The organism is Hymenobacter coalescens, from assembly GCF_054783195.1.
The window spans coordinates 114,998-138,408 of the sequence record NZ_BAAGRA010000019.1 but is presented as its reverse complement, the minus strand read 5'-3'; the positions used below and the strand labels follow the sequence as shown (position 1 = coordinate 138,408).

Sequence of the window (23,411 nt, the reverse complement as noted above, 5' to 3'; positions counted from 1 at the left end):
CCCTGAAAAATAGTGCGTTAGACCCGCTCAGCGCCGGGCCTTGACGGCCTTCTGGGCCTGCCACGGGCAATGCCGGCAGCCGCTGCCGCAGCAGGTACCGCGGCGCCGGTGGTACTGCTCGGTGAAGACCATATAGCCTTCGGGGGTGTAGTAAAAGTCGCCGGGCTGCAGCGGCTGGGGCTTGGCTTTCATCTGGGCCCCTTAACCCCGCAGCGCGGCAATACATTCAATTTCGACCAGGGCCTCCAGCGGCAGCCGCGACACTTCTACGGTCGTGCGGGCCGGGCGGTGCGCGCCGAATACCTCGGCGTACACGGCGTTCATGCGCTGAAAATCGGCGAAGTTTTTCAGGAACACCGTGGTCTTGACGATGTCGCTGAGCCCCAGGCCCTGGGCCGACAGCACCGTGGCCAGATTCTGCAGCGCCTGCCGCGTCTGTTCCTCGATGGTGCGGGCTTCGATGAGCATGGTAGCCGGGTTCAGCGGCGTCTGGCCCGAGCAGAACACGAGCCCGCCGCTGACGATGGCCTGGGAGTAAGGCCCGACGGCGGCGGGGGCATCGGGGTGGTGGAGGATTTCCATGCGAGGGGCAGCGTAAGGTGGGTTGCCCCGCAAAGGTAGGTGCGCAGCCGGGCTCCGTTACTCGCCCTCACGCGGAATGTTCTTGAGCTCCTGCAGCGAGCCTGCGCTGTTGAAGTTCAGGCGCGTGTCGCGGGGATTATGCTGCCCGGCGGCCACCACGGCTACGCCCTCCAGGTCGTAGGGCGTTTTTTCGGCCTTGAACAAGGCTTTGAAGGCCACCTTGGGCCTGGCCTTGGGCTGAAAGCTGACGTGAATGGGCATGATTTCGGTGCCGCGCTTGCGAAAGGTCACGTCTTTGGTTTCGAGGCCCCGCACTTCCATGTCGTCGCCGCCGATGCGGAAGCTGTACCTCACGCTGCGGATGGTCACCGGAAAGGGGTTGTGGTTGGTCACGCGCAGCTTCACGGTGGCCTCGCCGTGCCTGAGGCCCAGATCGGTTACGTCCAGGTCGGCCACTTCGATTCTAGGCATTTTCGGCACGTACACCTTTTTGGACACGCGCACCGGAATCTTCTCCACCCCCACCAGCGGCAGGCGGGTGTACAGCTGCAGGGCCATCTGCACCTCCACGCAGTCCTGCTGAATCTCCCTGATTTTGCGTTTGAGCTGGCTCATGTCGACGCTGACAGGCAGCTCGATCTGGCTGCTGCCGCGGCGCTTCACCACCGTAGGCTCGTTCTGCCGGCCCTGGGCCATCCGTTCCCCGTCGATGCGGGTGACGTAGCTGAAGCTGTCGATGCGCAGCCCGACGGGCGCATGGTTGCGCAGGCGCACCTGCACCTGCGCCTTGAGCGAGTCGGCCGTGATGTTGCCGACGTTCATGCGGGCATTTTCCAGGGTGGGCAGCAGATCCTTGCCGTTGTCGGTGGCCCGGTAACCGATGAAGCCACCGGCAATCAATGCGATAAGCAAGCCGAGCAGCAGGCCGAGCACGGGATGCCGCCCGAAAAATGACTGGTTAGCCATGATCGGAAGAAAGGATAGCAGGATCGGCTATGGGAGAGGGCGTCCGGCGCGGCCCGGCAGCGCCCCGTTCCGGACTTGTTCACGGCACCCGCAGTATTTTGTTATTGTTCAGCCAGTTACTACCGAGCACCTTCCCTACCCGTTTTCCGTACTTTTGGGCACTCCGACCCGATTTCCCTACCCAACATTTCCTGCCATGTCCGTCAGCACGCCCCCCGCCACCGCCGCCCCCATTCAGCTCAGCAGCCACGATCTGATGCAGCTGGAAGACCAGTACGGCGCCCACAACTACCACCCGCTGCCGGTGGTGCTCAGCCGCGGCGAGGGCGTGCACCTCTGGGACGTGGAAGGCAAGCACTACTACGATTTTCTCTCGGCTTACTCAGCCGTGAACCAGGGCCACTGCCACCCGCGCATCATCAAGGCCTTGACCGACCAGGCCCAGAAGCTCACGCTGACCTCGCGCGCCTTCTTCAACGACCAGCTCGGCCGGGCCGAAAAATACCTCTGCGAGCTGTTCAACTACGATAAGGCCCTGCTGATGAATTCGGGCGCTGAAGCCGTGGAAACGGCCCTGAAGCTGGCCCGCAAGTGGGGCTACGAGCAGAAGGGCATTGCGCCGAACCTAGCCCGCATCGTGGTGGCCGAGCACAACTTCCACGGCCGCACCACCGGCATTATCTCCTTCAGCACCGACCCGGACTCCACGGGCGGCTTCGGCCCCTTCGTGCCCGGCTACCAGGTGGTGCCCTACGACGACCTCGGGGCCCTGGAAGCCGCCGTGCAGGACCCGCACGTGTGCGCTTTCCTGGTGGAGCCCATTCAGGGTGAAGCCGGTGTGGTGGTGCCCTCCGATGGCTACCTAGCCTACGCCCACCAGATCTGCAAGAAGCACAACGTACTGCTCATTGCCGACGAAATCCAGACCGGGCTGGGCCGCACCGGCGAGCTGCTGGCCTCCTGCTACGAGGGCCTACACGCCGACATTCTGGTGCTGGGCAAAGCCCTGAGCGGCGGGGTGCTGCCTGTGTCGGCGGTGCTGGCGCGCAACGAAATCATGCTGGGCATCAAGCCCGGGCAGCACGGCAGCACCTTCGGCGGCAACCCGTTGGCTTGTTGCGTGATGGTAGCCGCCCTCGACGTGCTGCTGGAGGAAAAGCTCACCGAAAACGCCCGGGCCCTGGGCGAGGTATTCCGCGAGCGGATGCGCCGCGTGCAATCCAAGCGCCCCGAAGTGGTGGAGCTGGTGCGCGGCAAGGGCCTGCTCAACGCCGTGGTCATTAAGCCCCGCCCCGACGGCCGCACCGCCTGGGACGTGTGCGTGACCTTGATGGAGCGCGGCGTGCTGGCCAAGCCCACCCACGGCGACATCATCCGCTTCGCCCCGCCGCTGGTCATCACCGAGGAGCAGCTGCACGAAGCCTGCGACGTGATTGAGAAGGTGATTCTGGAATTCTAGGCACCGCCGATTTAGGCCAAGGCCCCGTTTACCGCGGTAAACGGGGCCTTTTTTATTGCCTCCGCGCGCCGCCCCGTTGAGTCAGCGCTTGCAGCGGGGCGGCAGCTAGCTTCAGGCTGTTTAAATACCTGTTCGACAAGCCCGTGCGGATTTTCACACAGCTGTGGAACGGATTCAGCGAGGTTGGCGGTTTGGCGGCTGCAGTGCCGGCTAGTTTTGCACTGCTTCCACCTATCAACCGCCCTTATGCTAGTCCGTTGCGCCCTGCTGTTGACTTTTTCCGCGCTGTCGCTGACCAGTTGCCAAACCACCAAGTCGGCGCTTACTTCGCCCAGCTGGGAGCTTTCCACCGCGGAGGCTACCGACTCGACGAAGGCGGTGGTGCTGATGCACAGCTCGCAGGGGCCCGAGCCGACGCGAGTGGTGGTGTCGGCAAGCGAGGCGCGGGCGCTGCAAGCCGAGCGGAACAGCGTGGAGCGTTAGTCGCGTAGAACCGGGAATGAGTGTTGGGTGCGCCGCGCTGGGCCTTGGTTAGGGCCCGGCGCGGCGAACTGCTTTGCGGGCCGTGCGTACCTAGGTCCACTGCGGCTTATGTGGGCGCAGGCTATGCTACTTGCTGATGCGTTTTTTTACTCCGCACCTTCTGTCGTCTGTCCTTTGCGCGGGCTTGCTGAGCGGCTTGTTGGCTAGCTGCGCCAGCACCCAAACCACATTTATCTTCCGGCCCGGACCGGCCACTGCTGAGCCCGCACCAGCCGCAGCGACGCTGGCTCACCTGCCGGCGGAAGCGGCTACGCTGGTTACCCCGGCCCCCGCAACGGCTCCTTCGGTTGCGGCCGCTTTTCGGCGACCACCGACGACGGGCACGCCCGCTGCTGCCCGGCCACGGGCGCGCCACCGCACACCGCTCCTCCGACCGCAGCGGCAAGTGAGCCGGCACCAGGCCCGCCGGCCGGCAGAGGACGAGCCCCGACCTAATACCCTGCACATCATCCTGGGGGCGCTGCTGGTCGTGGGCAGCGTGGCGGTGGGCCTGTGGCTGGGCGGCTGGCTAGGCCTGGGTGTGGGCGCCGCCATCATGCTGCTCGGCGACTATTTCTTGGTACTGGGCATCGGCGGCAAGCACGCTTGGCTGGAAATCTTCCAGGAGTTCTTTAACATGTGAGGTATTGTGCCCCGCGTGTTATGCCCTTCCGATTCCGCCGCCGGTTTGTTCCGGCGCTGTTGCTGCTGTTCGGTAGCTGCCAGGGCAGCCGGCCGGCATTTACTTTTCGACCCACCGCATCTTACCAGGCCTCACCGCCGGAAGCAGTGCCGCCGCCCCCAGCAGCCGGGCCAGCCGTGGTGGCAGCCGCACGCCCGGCTGCCGTAAGCGCCCCGCGCAAAGGTGCCGCACGACCTGGGGCGGCGGCCTCCGGCTTGCCCCGTCGGCTTCCTCATGCTTCCCCGCCGCTGGCCGCCCAAGCCGCCCGCCCACTTTTCAAATCAGCGGCGCAGCGCACCCGCCGGCCGCTACGGACGCCTCAGCTCAGCCAGGGCAGCTGGTACCAGCTACTGGCCTGGGTGCTCGGCCTGGGCGGGCTGGGGCTGGGAATTTTGGTGGGCGGCTGGCTCGGGGCCTTGGTGGCGGTGGTGCTGATAGTCGGGGCCATTCTGCTGGGCCTGACGGGCAGCTTCCTCAACGGCAACATGCCGTAGCGCCCGGCAACTTTATCTTTGCCCCGGCTGTTTTGCCCGGTTGATTAATACGTTCTCATGGCACTAATCCCCACGCACCGCCCCCGGCGGAACCGCAAGTCCGAAGTCATCCGCAACATGGTGCAGGAAACCACCCTGTCGGTCCATGACTTCATCTACCCCGTGTTCCTGATCGAGGGCGAGAACAAGACCATCGAGGTCACGTCCATGCCCGGCATTCACCGCTTCACCGCCGATCGGCTTATTGACGAAATCGGCCAGTGCGTTGAGCTCGGCATCAAGGCGTTTGCCCCGTTCCCCAGCATCGACGACCGGCTCAAGGACCGCCTCGCCCAGGAAAGCCACAACCCCGACGGGCTTTATACCCGCACCATCGCCCAGATCAAAAAGACCTTCCCGGACATCGTGCTGATGACCGACGTGGCCATGGACCCCTACTCCTCCGACGGCCACGACGGCATCGTGGACCCGGACTCGGGCGAAATCCTGAACGACGCCACCCTGGAGGTGCTCGGGCAGATGGCCCTGGCCCAGGCCCGCGCCGGCGCCGACATCATCGGCCCCTCGGACATGATGGACGGCCGCGTGGCCTGGATCCGCGACGTGCTCGACCGCAACGCGTTCAGCCACGTGAGCATCATGAGCTACACGGCCAAGTACGCGTCGGCCTTCTACGGTCCCTTCCGCGACGCGCTGGGCTCGGCCCCCAAGAAGGGCGATAAAAAGAGCTACCAGATGAACCCGGCCAACCGCCGCGAGGCCCTGCGCGAGCTGGCCCTGGACGAGCAGGAAGGTGCCGACATGGTGATGATCAAGCCCGCCTTGAGCTACCTCGACGTCATCCGCGAGGTGCGCGACAACACCCAGCTGCCCGTGACGGCCTACAACGTGTCGGGCGAGTACGCCATGGTGAAGGCGGCGGCCCAGAACGGCTGGGTCGACGGGGAGCGGACCATGCTGGAGGTGCTGATGAGCATCAAGCGCGCCGGCGCCGACGCCATCCTGTCCTACTTCGCCAAGGAGGCCGCCCAGGTACTGCGCCGCGGCTAACCGGCGGTCAGCCGTAAAGCGCTTCGTCATGTAGGCAGATGCCGAGGGTCTTACCGCGGCGTCTGCCTACATTTGTTTTGCGGCTTACGGTATTCGGTTGATTGGTATGAAAATGATGCGCTTGGGGGGCCAAATGGCGGCTACGGCCGGCATGGTACTGCTGATGGGGTGGAGCCCGGCGGCGCTGGCGCAGACGCCCAAAAAACCGGCCGCGGCGGCCGCTCCGTACGCCGCCGTGGACCGCAAGATGGCGCTGGTGCCCGACTCCTCCACGCGCACGGCCGCGGGCCTGGCGCGCTACATCACGGCATCCTTTGCCTCCGAGGACGACCGGGCCCGCGCGGCCTTTGTGTGGGTGGCCCGGCAGATCCGCTACGACCACGACAACCAGTACCTGCTGGAGTTTGAGCGGGCGCCGGCCGTGGTGGTGCAGGAAACGCTGGACAAGCGCCGGGGCGTGTGCCGCCACTACGCCGAGCTGTTCAACGCGGTGGCCAACCTGGCCGGCCTGAAATCCTACGTGGTGCCGGGCTACGCCAGCCTGCGCGACCCGGTGGGCCACGCTTGGTGCGCCACCCGCATCGACGGGCAGTGGTACCTGATGGAGCCGACCTGGGCGCTGGAAAAGCGCACCGTCAACGGCAAGCCCTACGTCAGCCTGCGCAATGACTATTACCGCATGAAGCCCGCCGTGGCCATCGAGTCGCACATGCCCTTCGACCCGCTGTGGCAGCTGCTGAAAGCGCCCCGCACGCCCATGCAGTTTCAGTTGGGCACCGTACCGCCCCCGCCCGCGCGGCCCTTTCACTACCTGGATTCAGTGGCCGTGTACGAGCAGCAGGACCCGCTGCAGCGCCTGCGCGCCACCAACCGCCGGGTGGAGCAGAACGGGGTGAAAAACGGCCTGATCTTCCATTTTCTGGCCAACAACCGGGTGCGCGAGGCCAACTACTTCATTCACCAGGACAACCAACAACGCGCCCTCTTCAACGAGGCCGTGGACGTGTTTAACCGGGGCGTGGTGAAGCTCAACGCCTTTGTGGAGTATTACAACCAGCAGTTCCAGCCCCGAAAATCCGACGAGGAGATGCGGCAGATGCTGCCCCCTATCGTCGAGGATTTTACTCGTTCGCGGGCTTTGCAGGCCAGTATTCACTTCCAGGACCCGGGCCTTCACGCCACGTACCAGCAGCAGCAGGAGCTAGCGCGCCAGGCGGAGACCCGGCTGCGCAGCTGCGAGATATTCATGGCGCGCTACCTGCGAGCCGGCAAACTGCTGCGCCCTCTCCTGTTTGGCGGTCAGCTAGACGAACCCGGCGCGGCCACGCCCTGATGGCAAAAAACCCGCCTCAACGCTGAAGCGGGCTTTCCAGGAAAGCCTTGCCCCAACGGCCGGCTTTTCGGTGAGTGGTGTGGGACTGGTGGCCAGCGGGGCCTGGTGAAATGCGCAGTTGCTGGTGCGCCTTGATCAATCGGGAAATGCAGGAAGCCGGACCGCCAACCAGCCACAGCAAACAGAAACTTGTGGCGGTGGCCCTAACGGAGTAAACATAGCTTAAACCATAGATTTTACAAAATAAATTATATAAAATAACTTGGCAAAGTACAGTTAGCACCGGTCAGTCTTCCTCAGTGGCAGAGGCAATAGCGACGTCTGCTGCTTTCAAATGCCGGCCAAGGGGCTTTCGGCGTTCTGGATTTATTCCGTGCGCCGCGGAGCGAAAGGCCAACGGCCCTGGCGGCGGCTCCAGAGCAGAAAGATGCCGGTGCCGAGGCCCATCATCAGCAGCGCAGCCACCTGAAACGGCAGAAACAGCGGCGTACCCGCTACCTGGCCCAGCGGAATGCCGTCCCGGATGCTGCTGAATACCCACAGCCACACCACCACGGCCACCAGCACCGGCAGCGGGTACAGCGGCATGCGGAAGGGCAGCCCTTGGGTACCCCGCCGGCGGCGCAGCAGCATCAGGCCCACGGCCTGCCCCACAAACTGCACCAGGATGCGCATGGCCAGGATGGCGCTGATGACCTCGCCGAGCTTAAACAGCAGGCTGAACACGAAGCCCAAGCCGCCGAGCAGCAAAAGCGAGACGTGCGGAAACTGCTTGGTGGGGTGCGTGCGGGCAAACAGGGGCAGAAACTCCCCGTCGGCGGCGGCGGCATACGGGATGCGCGAGTAGCCCAGCAGCACCGCAAACAGCGAGGCAAACGCCACCCAGAGCACCAGGGCCGTGGCGGCTTTGGCGGCCGTAGCCCCGTACAGGCGCTCCACAAAGGTGCTCACGATGAACTTCGACTGGCTGGCCTCCTGCCAGGGAATGACCGAGCCCACACTCCAGTTCAGCAGCAGGTACAGGGCCATGATGCCGAGGATGCTCAGGAAGATGCTGCGCGGAATCACGCGCTGGGGCTCCCGGATTTCGCCGCCCAGGTGGCACACGTTGTAGTAGCCCAGGTAGCTGTAGATGGTCTTGACGGTGGCCTGCCCCATGGCAGCCGAAAACAGCACTCCGGGCAGGGCAGCCGTGCCGCCGGCCGGCAGCCAGGCCACCGGGTGCGCGGCGTGGGTGAGTCCGCCCACAATCAGCCAGCCCATGAGCCCAAGCACGCCCACCCACAGCAGCACGCCCAGCCGGCCGATGTCGTCGATGCGGCGGTAGAGCAGCGCGATGAGCAGCAGCACCACCACGCCCGAGACCAGCTTAGGTTGCCACCATTGCTCCAGGGGTACGAGGTAGCCGAAATACTGCGCGAAACCGATGGCGCCCGAAGCCACCACCAGCGGGGCCTGCACCAGCGTCTGCCACACGTACAGAAAGGACAACAGCCGGCCCCACTTCTGCTCGCCGTAGGCCAGCTTCAGGAAGCGGTACGAGCCGCCGGCCTCGGGGTAAGCGGCGCCCAGCTCGCTCCAGATCAGCCCGTCGACCAGCGCCAGCGCGGCGCCCACGGCCCAGGCCAACAGGAAGTAAGGGCCCATGAAGCCCATGACTAGCGGCAGCGTCACGAACGGCCCGATGCCGACCATGTCAATCATGTTCAGGGCCGTGGCCGAAAGCAGGCCCAGTTCGCGGCGCAGGGGAGCCGAAGCGGTCGGCGGAGTAGAGGTAGGCTGCATAGGCGGAGGCGGAGTGGGCGAACTTGCGAGGCGTAAAAGTCGCAGAAAAGCGAAATGTTCAGTTGGCGTGCCTCTGCCGCGCCGCGCTTAACCCCAGCGACCCGGCCTGCGTAGCTGTGCACCTCTGCTGAACAATAGCTTATGGGCTACGACGCCAAATCCCCAATTGTCCTCCGCGAGGCCAGCCAGGCCCTTGCCCTCCCAGGTTCGTGGCCGCCGCCCTCACCGGCCGTTTGTCGGCCCGACCCCGGGGCGTATTGGATTGGGGTTGGTGGGCGCGGCCATCTTCGTGTACCAGCAGCCCCGAGGCGCGGCGCTGGCCGGCGACATTGATTTCCGCCATAACTTATCAGCTCCGAAAATCGCGGCGGCCCTCGACCAGCTACCGGCTGCATCGGGCTAAGCGTCTGTTCACCGAAACCAAACCCAGTGCCCCAGGCACGCTTGTCGCCGCGGCGTAGCGCCGCCAGCCCCGCTCTCCGTTCCTATCCGCATTCCCCCGATCTGCCGCTTTCCTGCCGTTCGGCCACACCGCCGGCGCGGCCTCCACTTCCAGTTACCGTTCATGACCTACTTCGACGAGCGTGCCGCGGCGCGCCGCCCTTCACCGTTCCGCTCGTTCTGGATGGGCGGCTATGAATGCACCGATCAGCAGAATTGCTTTGGCCACCGGGTTGATTTCCTGCACCTGACCGGCCACTACCAGCTCCTCGACGAGGACTACCAGCGCCTGCAGCCCTTCGGCATCGGCACGGTGCGCGAGGGCATCCGCTGGAGCCAGGTGGAGCGCACGCCCTACCAGTACGACTGGAGCACCGTGGCCGAGCTGCTGGCGGCCGGCGCGCGGCACGGCGTGCAGCAGCTCTGGGACCTGTGCCACTTCGGCTACCCCGACGACCTGACGCCGCTGCACCCGCAGTTTGCGCGCCGTTTTGCCTCGCTGTGCCGCGCCTTCGTCGATTTTTACCGCTCCGTGCGCCCCGAGGAGGAGCTGATCGTGACGCCCATCAACGAGGTGAGCTTCATGAGCTGGCTGGGCGGCGAAGCCCGCGGTACCGTGCCCTATTGCGTGGGCCAGGGCTGGGAGGTGAAGTACGGGCTAATGCGCGCCTACATCGAAGGGGTGGCCGCCCTGCGCGAAGCCGACCCCGGCATCCGCATCCTGACCACCGAGCCGCTCGTGAACATCGTGCCGCCGCTGGGGGCCACGGCCCGGCAGCTCCGCGAGGCCCGGGAGCGGCACCAGCACCAGTACCAGGCCGTGGACATGCTCAGCGGCCGCATGTGCCCGGAGCTGGGCGGCCGGCCCGAGTACCTGGACCTGCTCGGCTTCAACTATTACTACGACAACCAGTGGGACAGCGCTACCGGCCTGCGCCTGGGCTGGGCCAATGAAACCAACGACCCGCGCTGGCGCCCCTTGCGCAGCCTGCTGCTGGAGGCGTACCGTCGCTACCAGCGGCCGGTGGTCATCACCGAAACCAGCCACCCGGCCGAGCACCGGCCCAACTGGATGCACGCCATAGCCACCGAATGCGCGGCGGCCCTGCAGGCGGGCGTGCCGCTGCTGGGCGTGTGCCTCTACCCCATCGTGGACCGTCCCGACTGGGACTTTCTGGACCGTCCCTGGCACCGCGCCGGGCTGTGGGACGCCGAGCCGCAGCCCGAGGGCCCGCCCAGCCGCGTGCTCTACCAGCCCTACGCCGAGGCCCTGCTGGAGGCCCAGCAGCGCGTGGCGGCTGCCGTGCCGGCCCCGCAACCGCCCAAGCCTGCCCGTACCAAAGCGGCGCCGCTTATCTTGCCGGCATGAGCCCTGCCCTGACCGCTGCCAACGATCTGCTGCTTTCCCGCTTCCGCCTGGCCCTGCACGACGCCACCCTTTCGGCCGATGAAGCGCGCCTACTGCGCCGCGAGGCCGCCACGTTCGGCGAGCAGGGCGGCGACGTGACGCAGCTGCGCCGGCAGGTGTTTGAGCTGGCCAAGGAATTTGTGGGCACTCCGCTCGACAAGGCCATCATCAACTGGCTGGCCGGGGCCACGGCCCTGCTGCCAGGCGCCGAAGCGGCTAGCCCGCAGGTGTTTTTCAGCCCCGGCGAGGCCTGCGTGAATGCCATTCGCCGCTTTATCGGGCAGGCCGCGCACCACCTGGACGTGTGCGTGTTTACCGTGGCCGACGACCGGCTGACCGAGGCCCTGCTGGCCGCGCACCGCCGCGGCGTGCGGGTACGCCTGCTCACCGACAACGATAAGCTGCTGGACCGCGGCTCCGACGTGCGGGAGTTGCACCGGGCCGGCGTACCCGTGCGCGTCGACCATACCGCCGACCACATGCACCACAAGTTTGCCGTGGCCGACCACCACGCCGTGCTCACGGGCAGCTACAACTGGACGCGCTCGGCGGCGCTCTACAACCTCGAAAACCTGCTCATCACCGACGACCCTGTCGTGGTGCAGCCCTACGACCGGGAGTTCGAGCGGCTCTGGGAGCAGATGGCCGTGTTCGAAGGCTAGCGCTCCAAGTTAGGGTTACTGATTGGACCCCGGCGTTCCTTGCTCCGCTACCGGCTGCCGCCGTGCCGTCGTGGGCTCGGCCCCCACGAAGGGTAGCAGGTGCTGGTAGATAACGTTGTCGGTCCAGTAGAGCTGCAGCACCATGGCCGCGTGTTTCTTGCCGGGCAGCACGTGGTAGGCCGGCGCGGCCCCGACAGCGGCCAGGCGCTGCCGGAACTGCTCGTTGCTGCGCGTGATGGACGGATACGTCTTGCCGCCCACAAACACGAGGAAGGGCGGTACCCCGGCCCGCACGTGGTACAGCGCCGACACCTGCCGCCAGCCGGCCGGCTCCGGCCCGAAGGGCACGAGGTACTGCCGGTCGTCGGAAAACTCCATGCGCTGCAGGTAATCGTACATATCAAGGCCGGCGGCGTCGTCCAGGATAACGCCGCGCACCGGGTTGCGCGGCTGGCCGCGCCGGGCGAACAGCTCGTTATCGGTGGCCAGCAAAGCGGCCAGTCCGCCGCCCGCGGAATGGCCCAGCAGGAAAATGCGCCGCGCGTCCCCGCCGTACTCCCCGATGTGCGCCTGCACCCACAGCACCGCCCGCACGCAGTCGTCGGCCATCTGGGGCACCCGCACCCGGGGTGCCAGGCGGTAGTTCAGTACCACTGCCACCACACCTTGCCGGGCCAGCCGCCGGCCCACAAACAAGTAAAAGTCCTTGTTGCCGCTGTCCCAGCTGCCGCCGTGAATGAACACCACCACGGGGCGGGACGCGGCCGGGCCCGCGGGGGCGTACACGTCGAGGCAGTGGCGCTGCGCGTCGTACGCCGAATCAGCGGCCGGAACGTAAGCCACGTCGGTTGTACGGTAGCTGGCGAGGGCAGCCGCGTATTCGTTGGCGGCAGCCAGCAGCAGCGGCAGGCCCAGTAAGGCCGGCAAAGCCAACCAGCGGAATAAGGTCATAACAACGGGCAAACAAGTCCCCGGGGGCGGGGTGCGGGCACTTACGCAGCCGGCTCCGGGCCGGATGCCGCATCCTCGCCCGGGCTCCTGGCCGGCCGGGGCAATTTTGCGGGCGGGGCGGCGTTTGAAGCCGCAACGGCGTTGCGTGGCGGCGCCTTACCTTTAGGATTCCGGGGCGGCCCGCTGCGGCCCCGGCTAGTGCTGATGAAACGAATTTCCCTGCTTCTTCCCCTCCTCACGACGACGGCTCTGCTGCTGGGCAGCCCGGCCGTGGCCCAAAAAGTCAAAACGAAAACCAAGGGCGGCAGCGCCGCGGCCGACGTGTCCGCGGCGGCTCGGCGGCAGCTACCGCTGTTCGGTGGCCTCACGCCCGAAGCGGCTCAGCAGCTGGTAGGGGCCGGCTTCTTGCAGAGCGCCGACCAAAGCTTTCCATCTCGCACCGAAGCCAGCCGCTTCTTTGCCAGCAAAGGCTACGAATACCTTTCCGAAGGCAAGGCCGACACGGCCCTGTACCGCTTTAACCTGGCCTGGGTGCTCGACCCGAAAAACCCCGCGGCCTACCGCGGCCTGGGCCTGCTGGCCGCCAGCGCCACCCCCGACCAGGCCATCGGCCTCTTCAACCAAGCGCTGGCCCTGGCGCCCAACGACGCGCAGCTGCTCGGCGACCTGGGCGCCAGCTACCTGCTGCGCTACGGCCAGGCGAAGAAGCCCAAGGACCTGAAAACCGCCGAGGAACATCTGCGCCGCGCCCAAGGCGTGGAGGCCAACAGCGCGTATCTGTGGCAGCAGATGGCGTGGGTGCAGTATTACCGGGAGGATTACCCCGCCGCCTGGGAAGCCCTGCACAAAGCCCGCGCCATCGACTTCAGCGGCATTGATTTTGAGCTTATTACCCAGCTCAAGGAGAAGCTGCCCGACCCCCAGGGCATGTTCAAGTAAGCTTGCGGCCGGCAACGCCCGCCCGGCGGCGGGCGTATCGGCACTCTCACCATTGCTCTTCCTCGTGCGCATAGCCTCACTTCTTCTCGGCGCGGCGCTGCTGGCGCCGCTGGCCGGTGCCGCGCAGTCGGCCCGCCGCCACTACGACGCCCAGGGACGCGCTTTTTACCGCGGCCCGCTACGCGCGGCAGCTGGCGGCGGCGTGGCCATCTACCGCGGCGACCTGGGCGGGCTGCGGCCCGGCCCCACCTTCAATGCCGGCCTGATCTACACCTGGCGCCCGCACTGGTCCGTGGGGGCCGATGTGACGTGGTTTCAGCTGGCCGGTACTGATAAGCTCACCGAGCGCGGCCTCGCCTTCCGCGGCCGCAACCTCTCGCTCGCGGGCTTTCTGCGTTTCGAGCCGCTGAATGACCCGGCCTGGTACGCCAGCACGCGCTACCAATACGCCCGCGTGAAGCCCTTTGTGCAGGCCGGCGTCGGCTACGCCATTTACAACCCGAAGGCGTACAACGGCGACAAAGTCCCGAACGAGCCCGCCGGGTTCCTGGCCCCGGAGCGGCCCGATTACCCGGGCACGGCCATCATTGCCCCGGTGGGTGGGGGCCTCACGTTCAACCTTGTTAAGCGCCTGTGGCTGACGGCGCAGGGCACCTACGTGTTTACCAGCACCGACCACCTCGACGACGTGAGCCGGCGGGCCAACCCCGAGCGCAACGACGGCTACGGCTTGGCGGAGCTGAAGGTGGAATATCAACTTAAATAAGCTGCCCCATGCCTTTTCCCGCTGATGCGGCCACCCGCTGGTCGCTGCAAGGCCGTGTGTTCGTGGTAACCGGCGCCTCGGCCGGCATTGGTGCGGCCGTAGCGGCCGAGCTGCTGGGCTTCGGCGCTACCGTGGTGGCCGTGGCCCGCCGCCCCGAGCCGCTGCAGGCAGCCGTAGCGGCCTGGCAGCAGCAGGGCCTCGACGCCCACGCGCTGCCCGCCGATGTCAGCCAGCCAGCGGGCCGGCAGGCGCTGCTGCAGGAGGTGCAGGCCCGCTGGGGCCGCCTCGACGGGCTGGTGAACAACGTGGGCACCAACATCCGCAAGCCGACCACCGAGTACTCGCCGGAGGAATACCAGCACGTGCTGCAAACCAACCTCGACTCCGCCTTTGGACTGTGCCAGCTCGCGCACCCGCTGCTCAAGGCCAGCGGCGCGGGCACGGTGGTCAATATTTCGTCGGTAGCGGGCCTCACGCACGTGCGCACCGGCGCCGTATACGGCATGACCAAGGCCGCGCTGGTGCAGCTCACCCGCTACCTGGCAGCCGAGTGGGCCGCCGACGGCATCCGCGTCAACTGCGTGGCGCCTTGGTACATCCAGACGCCGCTGGCCGCCGGTGTGCTGGGCAACGAAAGCTACCGCCAGGAAGTGCTCAGTCGCACGCCCTTGCGCCGCATCGGCGAGCCGCAGGAGGTGGCCGCGGCCGTGGCCTTCCTTTGCCTGCCCGCCGCCAGCTACATCACGGGCCAAACCCTGGCCGTTGATGGCGGTTTCGTCGGCCACGGCTTCTAAACAACAGTAGCCGCTGCAGTCACGGCGCGGCGCCGCCGAATCGGAGGGCGACGTAGGCAAGCCACCGAAGACGTTAGCCTTGCGTCAGCGGCACCGTCGTTACAACTTAGTCCAAACGGCGACGCCCGAAACCACACGCGCTGGGTTCGGGCGTCGCTATTTGGGGGCCGTCGGGCGGGTACCGTGGGTGCCACGAACGGGAAAACTGCCGCGCTCGGCCCGGCATGACGCGCCTCTTTACCGCAACAGGCGCAGCAGGGCGTCGGCGTAGCGGGCGTAGGCGGCGGGGCCGCCGGTTTCCAGGTACAGGAACGGCTCGATCAGTTCCAGCTCCATCAGCCAGAAGCCGCCTTCCTCGGTTTCCACCCCGTCGACGCGAGCATACAGGCAGCCGGGCGCGAAGCGCTCCACGATGTCGGCGGCCGTGCGCTGAATGGCCGGCGCGGGCGTTTCGGCGTGAATGCTGCCGCCCAGGAAATGCTGCACGCGGAAGTCACCGGCCTTGGGCGTTTTGCGGACGCAATGGCTCAGCTGCCCGCCGAAAAACACCAACGACCATTCGCCGGTCGTTTGAATCTGCGGCAGAAAGGGCTGGGCCAGGAAGTCGTATTCATCCACCAACGCTTGCAGCTGCGCGGTGGCGGCTTCGGCCTGCGGCGCGGTCAGCGCGAAGGTGTCCTTGGCGCCGCCGCTGACGGTGGGCTTCAGCACCAGGCGGTCGGTGGCCAGCTCGGCCAGCAGTTCGGCCGGGCGCACCTGGCTGCCGCGGGCCAGCCAGCGCGTGGGCACGATGGGCACGCCGGCCAATTCCATATCGCGCAGGTAAGCCTTGTCGGCGTTGTGGCGCACGATGTGGGTAGGGTTGAGCAGGCGCACGCCGCGGGCGTCCAGCTCGTCGAGCCACCGGTGAAACTCCGTCGGGCGGTCGAAGTAGTCCCAGGGCGACTTGAGCACGGCCGCGTCGTAGTCCTGCCAGCGCGCGGCGGGGTCGGTCCAGACGACGGGCGTGACGCGCACGCCGCGGGCCTGCAGGTAGTCGGTGAGCAGCTGATCTTCGCTGGCGACGCCGGTGGCCGCGTACTGGGCCAGCGCGTCGCAGGTAACAAGGGCAATGTGCATAGGAGCGAACAGACGATGAGCGGGCGGCGCAGGACGCACGGCCGCGCCTCCGAACCCGCAAAAAAGCCCGCCGTGTTCCACACGGCGGGCTTTTTATTCCGCAAGCGGAATGTCGCGGGTCGGCTATTCCTTCACGAAGCGGGTGCGGAAGGCTTTCTGCCCGTCCGAAATGCTTACCTGGTAGATGCCGGCGCGCAGCGTGCTCACGTCGAGCTGGCCGCGGTCGAGCACGCGCACCTTCACTTCGGCGCCGCGCTGGTCGTACACTTTCACGGCCTGCACGGCCGCGTTATCGGGCAAGGCCAGCGTCAGCAGGCCGGCGGTGGGGTTCGGGAAGGCGTGGGCCTGACGGGCTTCTTCATTGCCCAGGGGCGTCGCGCCGCTGATGCCGGCCAGCGTGGTCGGAGCCACGGCGGCACCGCCGGTGATATTCAGCGTGTAATCTTCCGTTTCGCCGTAGCTGAACGCACCGCAGCTCGTGGTGGCCGAAGCGTCGCTCATGATGACGCGCAGGCGCGTGGTGCCGCTCTTGGCGGTGGCAGGCACCGTGAAGGAGGCGCTCAGCGTGCCCGCACTCGACGAGGAGCCCGACACGACCAGCTCACCCGCGTCGGTGAACACGCCGTTCTTGTTGTAGTCGATGTACACTTTCCAGTACTCCGTGTAAGCCGTGCTGGCGAAGCCGGCCGAGAAGTAGATGGTCTGGGCCGAGCCAGCCGCTACCGAGGTGCTGGTGGCGGTGCCGTTGTAGTAGCCGCCGGCGTCCTTGCCGGAAGCGCGGTTGATGGCGCCCAGCTGCACCAAGTCAATCCACTCGTAGCCCTGGTTCGTGCCGTTGGAGGCGCAGTAGGCAACGGTGGTCGGGGGCGGGGTGGTGCCACCGGCCGCGGCACCCACGCCCACGGCGTACCAGGCATTGGTCACGGCCGTTACCTGGGCCGAGCCGGCCCCGTAGAGGTCGGTGGCGGCGTTGATGGAGCCGGTGCGGGCCGCGGCGTAGTTCGATGAAGACGTCAGGTACACGGTTTCGGTGCGGTAAGCAATGCGGGCGGCCGCGTCGATGCCAATGCCGGCCACGGAGTAGGCATTGCCCTTGTCGTTGGTGCCCGAGCCGCCCTGCGTGAGCAGGTAAAACCAGAAGTTGAGCACGCCCGAATTAGTGTGCACCCCGCCGTAGTCGTTGGCCTGGGTGGGCGAGCTGGTCGTCGGTTTCCAGTAGGTGCCCTGGTAGGTATCGGGCTGGCCGTAGGCGTTGGGGTTGCTCATGGAGCGCAAGGCGCCGCCCGCCTTCTTGATTTCCTCGCCGATCAGCCAGGTGCTCTTGCCGGTCAGGCTCAGCTGGCTGACGGCGCGGGCTTCTACGCAGGCGCCCCAGATGTCGGAGAAGCCCTCGTTCATGGCCCCCGACTCGTTCTGGTAAGTCAGGTTGGCGGTCCGCTCGCACACGGCGTGGCCGATTTCGTGGCCGCACACGTCCAGGGCCGTCAGCGGCTTGAAGGTGCTGGCCCCGTCGCCGTAGGTCATAACCGAGCCGTTCCAGAAAGCATTTTCGTAGCCCACGCCGTCGCCGGGCGTGTCGTCGAAGTGCACGTAGCTTTTGATTTTGGCGCCGCCGTTATCGTAGGAGTTGCGGTTGAAAACGGCCTTGAAGTAGTCGTAGGTGGCCTGCGCGCCGAAGTGCGCGTCGCCGGCCACGTTGTCGAAGTTGGTGTTGTTGTACTCCGTCCAGCTGTTGTCGGCGTCGGTAAAGTCCACCGAGTTGGTGTAGCTACTGCCCTTGCGGGAGTTGTACGTCTCGATGCCGAGGCCGCGGGTGTATTCGCGCAGGCGGTAAGCCGTGGTGCCGGCCGTGGTGGTATAGCTTTCGTTGGCCAGCGCGCGGGTACCGGAGTAGGCGGTGGCAAAGGAAGCCGTGGTGGCGGCGTGCTTGATGATGGCGTCCTGGTTCACGATTTCGCCGCTTTGAGCGTCAACGTAGATGTAGGCACGGCTCACCGGCTCGGCGGCGTACACATCAAACTTCCAGGCCAGCGTGAGCTTCCCGGCTTTGGCTGCGTCCATGCTCATGGTGTTGCGCACCAGCACCAGCTCACCAGTGGGACGGAAGGTCTTTTTACCCTCGGTTTCCTGAGCAAACTGGGCTTCGCCCGCGGTCTGCCACATGTACTTGCGGGCCCGCACGAAGCTCAGGGCCGCGTTCAGGGCCGCGTCGGCCGACAGGGCCGGCCGCACGCTCAGGTCCGCCGGCAGCTGCTCGAAGTCGCCGCTCAGGCTTTCCACGGCGCCGTTGCGGCTGTGGGCAGTGTAGGAGGCGTGCTCCACTTTCACGCCCTTGAAGAATTGCTGGAATTTTTCGTGGGTAACTCCCAGCTCATCGGCTTCGGCGCGGGCGGGGCGCAGCTCGTCGTTTTGGGTCAGCGGCAGGGCGGCGACTAGCGCGGCGCGGGCGTTGGCAGGGCGGGCGGCCGCCGGAAACTGCACGAACTCGGGTTGGCCGTCGGCACCGTCGACGCGCTGTCCGGCCGGGCGCGTATTGTTCTGGGCTTGGGCGGCAAAGCTGCTGAGCAGCGCCAATCCCAAAGCAGAGTATTTATTAAGCATGAACAGTGGAAAGGGTTTGGGAGACTAAAAGAAGTTGTACAAATACCAGAACAGCATCTGGCGAGGCTTAAATTAATAATTTTTTAATTATTGCAATATCTTCAAGCTTTTACTTCGAAAATATTTTTATTTTCATCAAATACCCAACATCCGTAACATACCAACACAGCATGCGTAGCGACGCGCAAAAACAAACGCAAGCATTAGAACTGCACTATTTAAAGCGACGCACCGATACTGCTTCCTTCATCTGCCAGGGAGTTCCGGCTGGCTACTCCAGCAACACCGTGTATGCGCGGCCAGTAGCCAGGTAAAAAGCTGGTGCCGGGCCGGGCTCTGCGCTTGGCAAAGCCCGGCCCGGCACCGGTGCAACAAGCAGTAAATGCGTTACTGGCCCGCCCCGCTCAAGTAGTCGAAGGCCAGTTGGGCCAGGGTGCGCACCCCCAGCTGCAGCCCGCTGTCATCCACGAAAAAGCCGGCCGTGTGGTGCGGGGCCGTGGTGGCCGGATCGGTTCCGCGGGGCATGCCGCCAAGGTACAGGAACAGGCCGGGCACTTTCTCCTGGTAGCAGCCGAAGTCTTCGGCGCCGGTCACGGCCTTCATCTGCGTGACGTTGGCCGCGCCGGCCACGCGGCGCAGCGTGGGCAGCATGCGCTCGGTCAGGCGCGGGTCGTTGTAAGTAAGCGGCGCGGCGGGGCGCACTTCCACCTCGGCCACGGCGCCGGCGGCCTCGGCAATGTTCGTGGCGACGCGCCGTACGCTTTGAGCCAGTTGGGTGCGCGTCTGGGGGTTCAGGGCGCGCAGGGTGCCTTGCAGCTCCACCTGTTCGGGAATGATGTTGTTGCGCACCCCGCCGTGCACCATGCCCACCGTTACCACGGCCGCATCCTCGGTCAGCTGCACCTCGCGGCTGACGATGCTCTGCAGCGCCACCACAATCTGCGCCGCCGTCACCACCGGGTCCACGGCCAGCCAGGGGTACGCGCCGTGCGCCGATTTGCCCCGGACGCGAATCTGAAACACGTCGGCGCTGGCCATCATGCCGCCGGGCCGGTACTTGATCTGGCCCACTTCCGTCTGCGCATTGATGTGCAGGCCAAAGACAGCCTCCACGTTCGGCTTCTGGAGCACGCCCTCCTGAATCATGAGCTTGGCGCCGCCTTCTTCGCCGGGGGGCGGGCCTTCTTCTGCCGGTTGAAACACGAACTTGACGGTGCCCGGCAGGTCGGCCTTCAGCTGGCTGAGCACGTTGGCGGCGCCCAGCAGCATGGCCACGTGCGTATCATGGCCGCAGGCGTGCATTACGCCCACTTCCTGCCCGCTGTACTGGGTCCGTGCTTTGGAGGCGAAGGGCACTTTGGCTTCCTCCGTTACGGGCAGGCCGTCCATGTCGGCGCGCAACGCTACCACCGGGCCGGCCTTGCCGCCGCGCAGCACGCCTACCACGCCGGTTTTGCCCACGCCGGTCTGCACTTCCAGGCCCAGGCGCTTCAGCTCGGCCGCCACCAGGGCAGCGGTCCGCGTTTCGCGGTTGCCCAGCTCCGGGTGCTCGTGAATGTCGCGCCGCCAAGCAACCACCTGCGGCTGCATTCGGGCGGCCGCTGCTTCAATTCGGGATGCGAGGGCAGTAGTTTTTTGGGCCGTGGCAGACTGGGAGCCGGCCACCAGCAGGCCACAGGCTAGCAGAACCGGAAAACGCAGAAATTTCATGGGGACCGGCTAAACGGGATACGCCCCAAGGTACAGCGCGGCGGATAATAATTGCATCCTTGAGTGGTTGAACCACTCCTCTGATCAGAATGCTATTGATGAAATGTTATAGCCATTGAAAATTTCATAAACAGGCCAAACCGCCGCCACGCATTGCACTCGTTTTTGGATTTAATTAGGTGATTTATTTCCGTACTGTATTGATTTACTTTGCGATAATTTTCAAAACCAGTTGTCGCACCACCATTCCACAATGAAAAAAACGTACGCTACTCTAACGCATCTTCTTAAACGGGGAATCTTGCCCGGGCTGTTCACCATTGCTGCGTTTGGGGCAGCCGAGGCAGGCAGCATCCGAGGCCGGGTGTTCGAGGACGTTAATTACGGCGGTGGCCGAGGCGCCAACTACGCCAACGCTTCCGGAATCGGCCTGAATGGCGTTCGGGTGGAAATTTACGAGGACGGCACCTTCGTCACCTCGACCACCACCGCTGGCACGGGTGCCAACACCGGCACGTACGGCTTCACGTTTTCTGGCGACAACCACCAATATGTGATTCGGGTGGTCAGTGGCACCGTGCGCTCCACACGCGCCGTAAATTCCGGCCAGACGCTTTCGAACGCGGTGGCCGTCCCGACTTTCCACGTCATAACGGGGGCTAACGAAAGTAAATCCGACGACCTAAACTACGTAGGCGGGCAAAACCCCGCGCGCGTGGACGCGGGCAACGGCAGTTCGGGCACGACCCTAGCCTCGTTGAGCACAGCTACCACGGTTGCACAGGTACAAACGAGCTTTACCGATGCCGATAACAATGATGACTACACTGGAATTGACTTCGGCTTTAACTTCAACACAATAGTTAATACCAACGATAGTGGCCAAGGCTCGTTGCGGCAGTTTATTATTAACAGCAACACACTGTCTAACACCAGCTTGGACCAGCGCGCCAACAGCGGCAATGGAGCCGGCGGAGGTGGGGTAGCCAACGCTTACTCGTACAATCCAGCCAGCGAAGTCGAAACGGCTATTTTCATGATTCCGAACGGGGAAGACCAACCCGGCATTAATGGTGGCACCGGCACGCGGACTCTGCCGGCGCGCCAGCTGACCGGCGACGCTTCCGCAGGCCTCGACCGAGCCTTCATCGTTCTGGCCAGTGCCCTGCCCGCCATTACCGATCCGGTGTCTCTCGATGCGACCACCCAGAGCAAGAACGTGCGCCGGGGTGGCAGCGACGCCAACACCAGCACCGACACCAATGCCGGGCAGCTGGGTACGGGTGGTTTTGTGGGCACCGACAACGTGACGCTGCTGCAAGTCAACCGCCCCGAAGTGGAGCTGGCCTTTCCGACCGGCGTGACGGGCCTCACCTTTTCGGCCAACAACAGCTCGCTGATCGGGGTGTCGGCCCGCGGCGGGGCCGTGACGGTGCTGGCCAACAACAACATTGTCAGCTTCAGCGTCCGGGAGTGCATCCTCGGCACAGCCGGCACGTCGCTGGAAAATCCGAACAACGCGGGCTACGGCACCAGTAACCTGACGCTGCAGCTGCTGAACTTCACGGGCACGATTCAGAACAACATCATCGCCTACTCGGGCAGCTCGGGCATCAACTACTCGGGGGGGGCGGGCACGGCCGGCTACACCATCAAGCAAAACGAGTTCCTGCAAAATGGCTGGTTGACGGCCGGCGGCGACAACATCACCATCGGCGACAACGGGGCCGCCGGCCCGGTACTCATCGAAGAGAACTTGATCCGCGAAGCCAACAGCAGCGGCATTCAGTTTGAAATCGGGCAGGTAAGCAACAACATCGTGCGCAACAACACGATTATCAACAACGGCAAGGGCGGCACCGCTTCCCGTCTCGAAGGCTCGGGCATTCACTACCTGCAGCGCAACGGCTCCCGCCTGAGCGCCAACACCGACCTGATCGAGAAAAACATCATCACTACCAACCAGTCGTCCGGGGTGGTGATTAACTGGGGGCAGCGCAACGTGCGCATCACGCGCAACTCCATCTTCGGCAACGGCGACGGCACCACCGGCGGCGTGGGCCTGCTGGCCGTCGACTTCACGCCCGCTGGCTACCAGGTGGGCTGCAATTGCCCCTACGGGCAAGGCGACGGCGTAACGCCCAACGACGGCCTGCTGGACGCCAACGCCTCCAACGGCGGCCTGGACTACCCGGTGATTACGCGTAAGTTCGTCACGACCAGCGGCGCCAACACGCAACTGCGCGTGACGGGCTACGTGGGCCGCAACTTCGGCCAGGCCGCCTTTGCCGGCGTGACGGTGGAGCTCTACAAAGGCGACAACGCCACCGACAACAACCAGAACGGCCCCATCATTGCGGGCGACGGGCAGAGCATTCCGCACGGCGAGCCGAAGCAGTACCTGGGCTCGTTCGTGACCGGCGCCGACGGTACCTTCGACGCCACGATTACCTTCGCGACCAACAGCGTGAGCCCGGCCCTGACCATCACCGACCCCATCAACTCGGTGGCGTACCGGGCCGACCTGGGTACGTCGGAAGCCGGCATCAACCTGATTCCGAATACGCTGCCGGTGGAGCTGGTCGCCTTCGACGTGAAGGCCAGTGGCCAAACGGCCCAGCTGAGCTGGCGCACGGCGCAGGAGAAAAACAACGACCACTTCGTGGTGGAGCGCAGCCTGGACGGGCGCACCTTCGCCGCCGTGGGCAAAGTGCAGGGCCAGGGCACCAAAACCAGCGCCACGAACTACCGCTTCGAAAACGCGTACGCCGGCCGCGGCCTGGTGTACTACCGCCTCAAGCAAGTGGACACGGACGGCACCAGCACCTACTCCGACATCCGCACGGTGCAGTTCGGCTCCGCTGCCGTGGCCACGGCCCCATCGGTATTCCCGAACCCGGTGGATCAACAGCCCGCTACGCTCGATCTGAGCGGGCTGGCCGCCACGGAATACCTGCTGACGCTGAGCAACGCGCACGGCAAAGTCGTGTACCAGGCCCAGGTGCTCGGCGGCCAACGCCACCCGTTGCCCACGGCCGCCCTGGCTGGCGGGGCATACTTCGCCCGCCTTACCGGCCCGGATGCGACGTTGACCATTCCGCTGATCAAAAAATAACCTCGGCACCCTGTTGTTTGCCGAAAGCACAC

20 protein-coding genes are annotated in these 23,411 nt (G+C 65.4%); 12 read left to right on the top strand and 8 right to left on the bottom strand.

The features are described 5' to 3' along the window. Positions 1–27: 27 nt before the first annotated feature. From ACYVKQ_RS17040 to ACYVKQ_RS17030, 3 genes are read right to left on the bottom strand one after another with little or no spacing between them, the layout of a single operon-like run. Complete coding sequence (locus tag ACYVKQ_RS17040) at positions 28–192, bottom strand: DUF5522 domain-containing protein (RefSeq protein ID WP_460676554.1); 165 nt, start codon at positions 190–192, stop codon at positions 28–30. 9 nt (positions 193–201) lie between these two features. Beyond that, complete coding sequence (locus ACYVKQ_RS17035; RefSeq protein WP_460676553.1) at positions 202–582, bottom strand: RidA family protein; 381 nt, start codon at positions 580–582, stop codon at positions 202–204. A gap of 57 nt (positions 583–639) precedes the next feature. Then, on the bottom strand, positions 640–1,548 hold the full coding sequence (locus ACYVKQ_RS17030; RefSeq protein ID WP_460676552.1) for an LEA type 2 family protein: 909 nt from the start codon (positions 1,546–1,548) through the stop codon (positions 640–642). A 196-nt stretch (positions 1,549–1,744) separates the two neighbouring features. On the opposite strand from ACYVKQ_RS17030, the gene rocD reads away from it, so the two are divergent. The 6 genes from rocD to ACYVKQ_RS17000 all read left to right on the top strand — a co-directional run bounded on the left by rocD (position 1,745) and on the right by ACYVKQ_RS17000 (position 7,088). Beyond that, positions 1,745–3,007, top strand: a complete 1,263-nt coding sequence (rocD, locus tag ACYVKQ_RS17025; protein ID WP_460676551.1) for an ornithine--oxo-acid transaminase — start codon at positions 1,745–1,747, stop codon at positions 3,005–3,007. Between the two features lie 246 nt (positions 3,008–3,253). Continuing rightward, the gene (locus ACYVKQ_RS17020) at positions 3,254–3,490 is read left to right on the top strand and encodes a hypothetical protein (protein ID WP_460676550.1); all 237 of its coding nucleotides are present in this window, start codon (positions 3,254–3,256) and stop codon (positions 3,488–3,490) included. A gap of 445 nt (positions 3,491–3,935) precedes the next feature. Continuing rightward, a complete protein-coding gene (locus ACYVKQ_RS17015) occupies positions 3,936–4,172 on the top strand; it encodes a hypothetical protein (RefSeq protein WP_460676549.1) in 237 nt (78 codons plus the stop codon). Between the two features lie 254 nt (positions 4,173–4,426). Next, complete coding sequence (locus ACYVKQ_RS17010; protein ID WP_460676548.1) at positions 4,427–4,705, top strand: hypothetical protein; 279 nt, start codon at positions 4,427–4,429, stop codon at positions 4,703–4,705. Positions 4,706–4,762: 57 nt separating this feature from the next. After that, positions 4,763–5,755: a porphobilinogen synthase gene (gene hemB, locus ACYVKQ_RS17005; protein WP_460676547.1), complete on the top strand. Its 993-nt coding sequence runs from the start codon at positions 4,763–4,765 to the stop codon at positions 5,753–5,755. Positions 5,756–5,861: 106 nt separating this feature from the next. Further along, on the top strand, positions 5,862–7,088 hold the full coding sequence (locus ACYVKQ_RS17000; RefSeq protein ID WP_460676546.1) for a transglutaminase domain-containing protein: 1,227 nt from the start codon (positions 5,862–5,864) through the stop codon (positions 7,086–7,088). 366 nt (positions 7,089–7,454) lie between these two features. Here ACYVKQ_RS17000 and ACYVKQ_RS16995 read toward each other — a convergent pair whose 3' ends face one another. Continuing rightward, positions 7,455–8,873 (bottom strand): APC family permease, encoded by a 1,419-nt coding sequence (locus ACYVKQ_RS16995; protein WP_460676545.1) that lies wholly within the window; start codon positions 8,871–8,873, stop codon positions 7,455–7,457. A gap of 565 nt (positions 8,874–9,438) precedes the next feature. On the opposite strand from ACYVKQ_RS16995, the gene ACYVKQ_RS16990 reads away from it, so the two are divergent. Then, positions 9,439–10,683 carry a glycoside hydrolase family 1 protein gene (locus tag ACYVKQ_RS16990; protein ID WP_460676544.1) on the top strand — a complete coding sequence of 415 codons (1,245 nt, stop codon included), beginning with the start codon at positions 9,439–9,441 and terminating at the stop codon, positions 10,681–10,683. Beyond that, on the top strand, positions 10,680–11,384 hold the full coding sequence (locus ACYVKQ_RS16985) for a phospholipase D-like domain-containing protein (protein WP_460676543.1): 705 nt from the start codon (positions 10,680–10,682) through the stop codon (positions 11,382–11,384). The genes ACYVKQ_RS16990 and ACYVKQ_RS16985 overlap by 4 nt, the downstream gene beginning before the upstream one ends. 15 nt (positions 11,385–11,399) lie before the next feature. Here ACYVKQ_RS16985 and ACYVKQ_RS16980 read toward each other — a convergent pair whose 3' ends face one another. After that, positions 11,400–12,335, bottom strand: coding sequence for an alpha/beta hydrolase (locus ACYVKQ_RS16980; RefSeq protein WP_460676542.1), 936 nt, complete (start codon positions 12,333–12,335; stop codon positions 11,400–11,402). Between the two features lie 204 nt (positions 12,336–12,539). On the opposite strand from ACYVKQ_RS16980, the gene ACYVKQ_RS16975 reads away from it, so the two are divergent. The 3 genes from ACYVKQ_RS16975 to ACYVKQ_RS16965 all read left to right on the top strand — a co-directional run bounded on the left by ACYVKQ_RS16975 (position 12,540) and on the right by ACYVKQ_RS16965 (position 14,834). After that, positions 12,540–13,274, top strand: a complete 735-nt coding sequence (locus tag ACYVKQ_RS16975) for a tetratricopeptide repeat protein (RefSeq protein ID WP_460676541.1) — start codon at positions 12,540–12,542, stop codon at positions 13,272–13,274. A 64-nt stretch (positions 13,275–13,338) separates the two neighbouring features. Continuing rightward, on the top strand, positions 13,339–14,040 hold the full coding sequence (locus tag ACYVKQ_RS16970; protein WP_460676540.1) for a hypothetical protein: 702 nt from the start codon (positions 13,339–13,341) through the stop codon (positions 14,038–14,040). A gap of 8 nt (positions 14,041–14,048) precedes the next feature. Then, positions 14,049–14,834 carry an SDR family oxidoreductase gene (locus ACYVKQ_RS16965; protein ID WP_460676539.1) on the top strand — a complete coding sequence of 262 codons (786 nt, stop codon included), beginning with the start codon at positions 14,049–14,051 and terminating at the stop codon, positions 14,832–14,834. Positions 14,835–15,071: 237 nt separating this feature from the next. On the opposite strand, the gene ACYVKQ_RS16960 is transcribed toward ACYVKQ_RS16965, so the two are convergent. The 3 genes from ACYVKQ_RS16960 to ACYVKQ_RS16950 all read right to left on the bottom strand — a co-directional run bounded on the left by ACYVKQ_RS16960 (position 15,072) and on the right by ACYVKQ_RS16950 (position 20,264). After that, a complete protein-coding gene (locus ACYVKQ_RS16960; RefSeq protein WP_460676538.1) occupies positions 15,072–15,953 on the bottom strand; it encodes an ATP-grasp domain-containing protein in 882 nt (293 codons plus the stop codon). 123 nt (positions 15,954–16,076) lie between these two features. Further along, positions 16,077–18,554 (bottom strand): M4 family metallopeptidase, encoded by a 2,478-nt coding sequence (locus ACYVKQ_RS16955; RefSeq protein WP_460676537.1) that lies wholly within the window; start codon positions 18,552–18,554, stop codon positions 16,077–16,079. Between the two features lie 387 nt (positions 18,555–18,941). After that, the gene (locus ACYVKQ_RS16950) at positions 18,942–20,264 is read right to left on the bottom strand and encodes an amidohydrolase (RefSeq protein ID WP_460676536.1); all 1,323 of its coding nucleotides are present in this window, start codon (positions 20,262–20,264) and stop codon (positions 18,942–18,944) included. Positions 20,265–20,565: 301 nt separating this feature from the next. Here ACYVKQ_RS16950 and ACYVKQ_RS16945 point away from each other — a divergent pair, with 301 nt between their 5' ends. Next, positions 20,566–23,379: a right-handed parallel beta-helix repeat-containing protein gene (locus tag ACYVKQ_RS16945; protein ID WP_460676535.1), complete on the top strand. Its 2,814-nt coding sequence runs from the start codon at positions 20,566–20,568 to the stop codon at positions 23,377–23,379. Positions 23,380–23,411 lie beyond the last annotated feature (32 nt).

What these genes read in the sequence shown, in the direction of transcription:
- ACYVKQ_RS17000 (WP_460676546.1), top strand. Translation starts at nt 5,862, where the DNA reads ATGAAAATGATGCGCTTGGGGGGCCAAATGGCGGCTACGGCCGGCATG.
- ACYVKQ_RS17030 (WP_460676552.1), bottom strand. Translation starts at nt 1,548, where the DNA reads ATGGCTAACCAGTCATTTTTCGGGCGGCATCCCGTGCTCGGCCTGCTG.
- ACYVKQ_RS16985 (WP_460676543.1), top strand. Translation starts at nt 10,680, where the DNA reads ATGAGCCCTGCCCTGACCGCTGCCAACGATCTGCTGCTTTCCCGCTTC.
- ACYVKQ_RS17020 (WP_460676550.1), top strand. Translation starts at nt 3,254, where the DNA reads ATGCTAGTCCGTTGCGCCCTGCTGTTGACTTTTTCCGCGCTGTCGCTG.
- ACYVKQ_RS16975 (WP_460676541.1), top strand. Translation starts at nt 12,540, where the DNA reads ATGAAACGAATTTCCCTGCTTCTTCCCCTCCTCACGACGACGGCTCTG.
- ACYVKQ_RS16960 (WP_460676538.1), bottom strand. Translation starts at nt 15,953, where the DNA reads ATGCACATTGCCCTTGTTACCTGCGACGCGCTGGCCCAGTACGCGGCC.
- ACYVKQ_RS16955 (WP_460676537.1), bottom strand. Translation starts at nt 18,554, where the DNA reads ATGCTTAATAAATACTCTGCTTTGGGATTGGCGCTGCTCAGCAGCTTT.
- rocD (WP_460676551.1), top strand. Translation starts at nt 1,745, where the DNA reads ATGTCCGTCAGCACGCCCCCCGCCACCGCCGCCCCCATTCAGCTCAGC.
- ACYVKQ_RS16990 (WP_460676544.1), top strand. Translation starts at nt 9,439, where the DNA reads ATGACCTACTTCGACGAGCGTGCCGCGGCGCGCCGCCCTTCACCGTTC.
- ACYVKQ_RS17035 (WP_460676553.1), bottom strand. Translation starts at nt 582, where the DNA reads ATGGAAATCCTCCACCACCCCGATGCCCCCGCCGCCGTCGGGCCTTAC.
- hemB (WP_460676547.1), top strand. Translation starts at nt 4,763, where the DNA reads ATGGCACTAATCCCCACGCACCGCCCCCGGCGGAACCGCAAGTCCGAA.
- ACYVKQ_RS16950 (WP_460676536.1), bottom strand. Translation starts at nt 20,264, where the DNA reads ATGAAATTTCTGCGTTTTCCGGTTCTGCTAGCCTGTGGCCTGCTGGTG.
- ACYVKQ_RS17040 (WP_460676554.1), bottom strand. Translation starts at nt 192, where the DNA reads ATGAAAGCCAAGCCCCAGCCGCTGCAGCCCGGCGACTTTTACTACACC.
- ACYVKQ_RS16965 (WP_460676539.1), top strand. Translation starts at nt 14,049, where the DNA reads ATGCCTTTTCCCGCTGATGCGGCCACCCGCTGGTCGCTGCAAGGCCGT.
- ACYVKQ_RS16980 (WP_460676542.1), bottom strand. Translation starts at nt 12,335, where the DNA reads ATGACCTTATTCCGCTGGTTGGCTTTGCCGGCCTTACTGGGCCTGCCG.
- ACYVKQ_RS16995 (WP_460676545.1), bottom strand. Translation starts at nt 8,873, where the DNA reads ATGCAGCCTACCTCTACTCCGCCGACCGCTTCGGCTCCCCTGCGCCGC.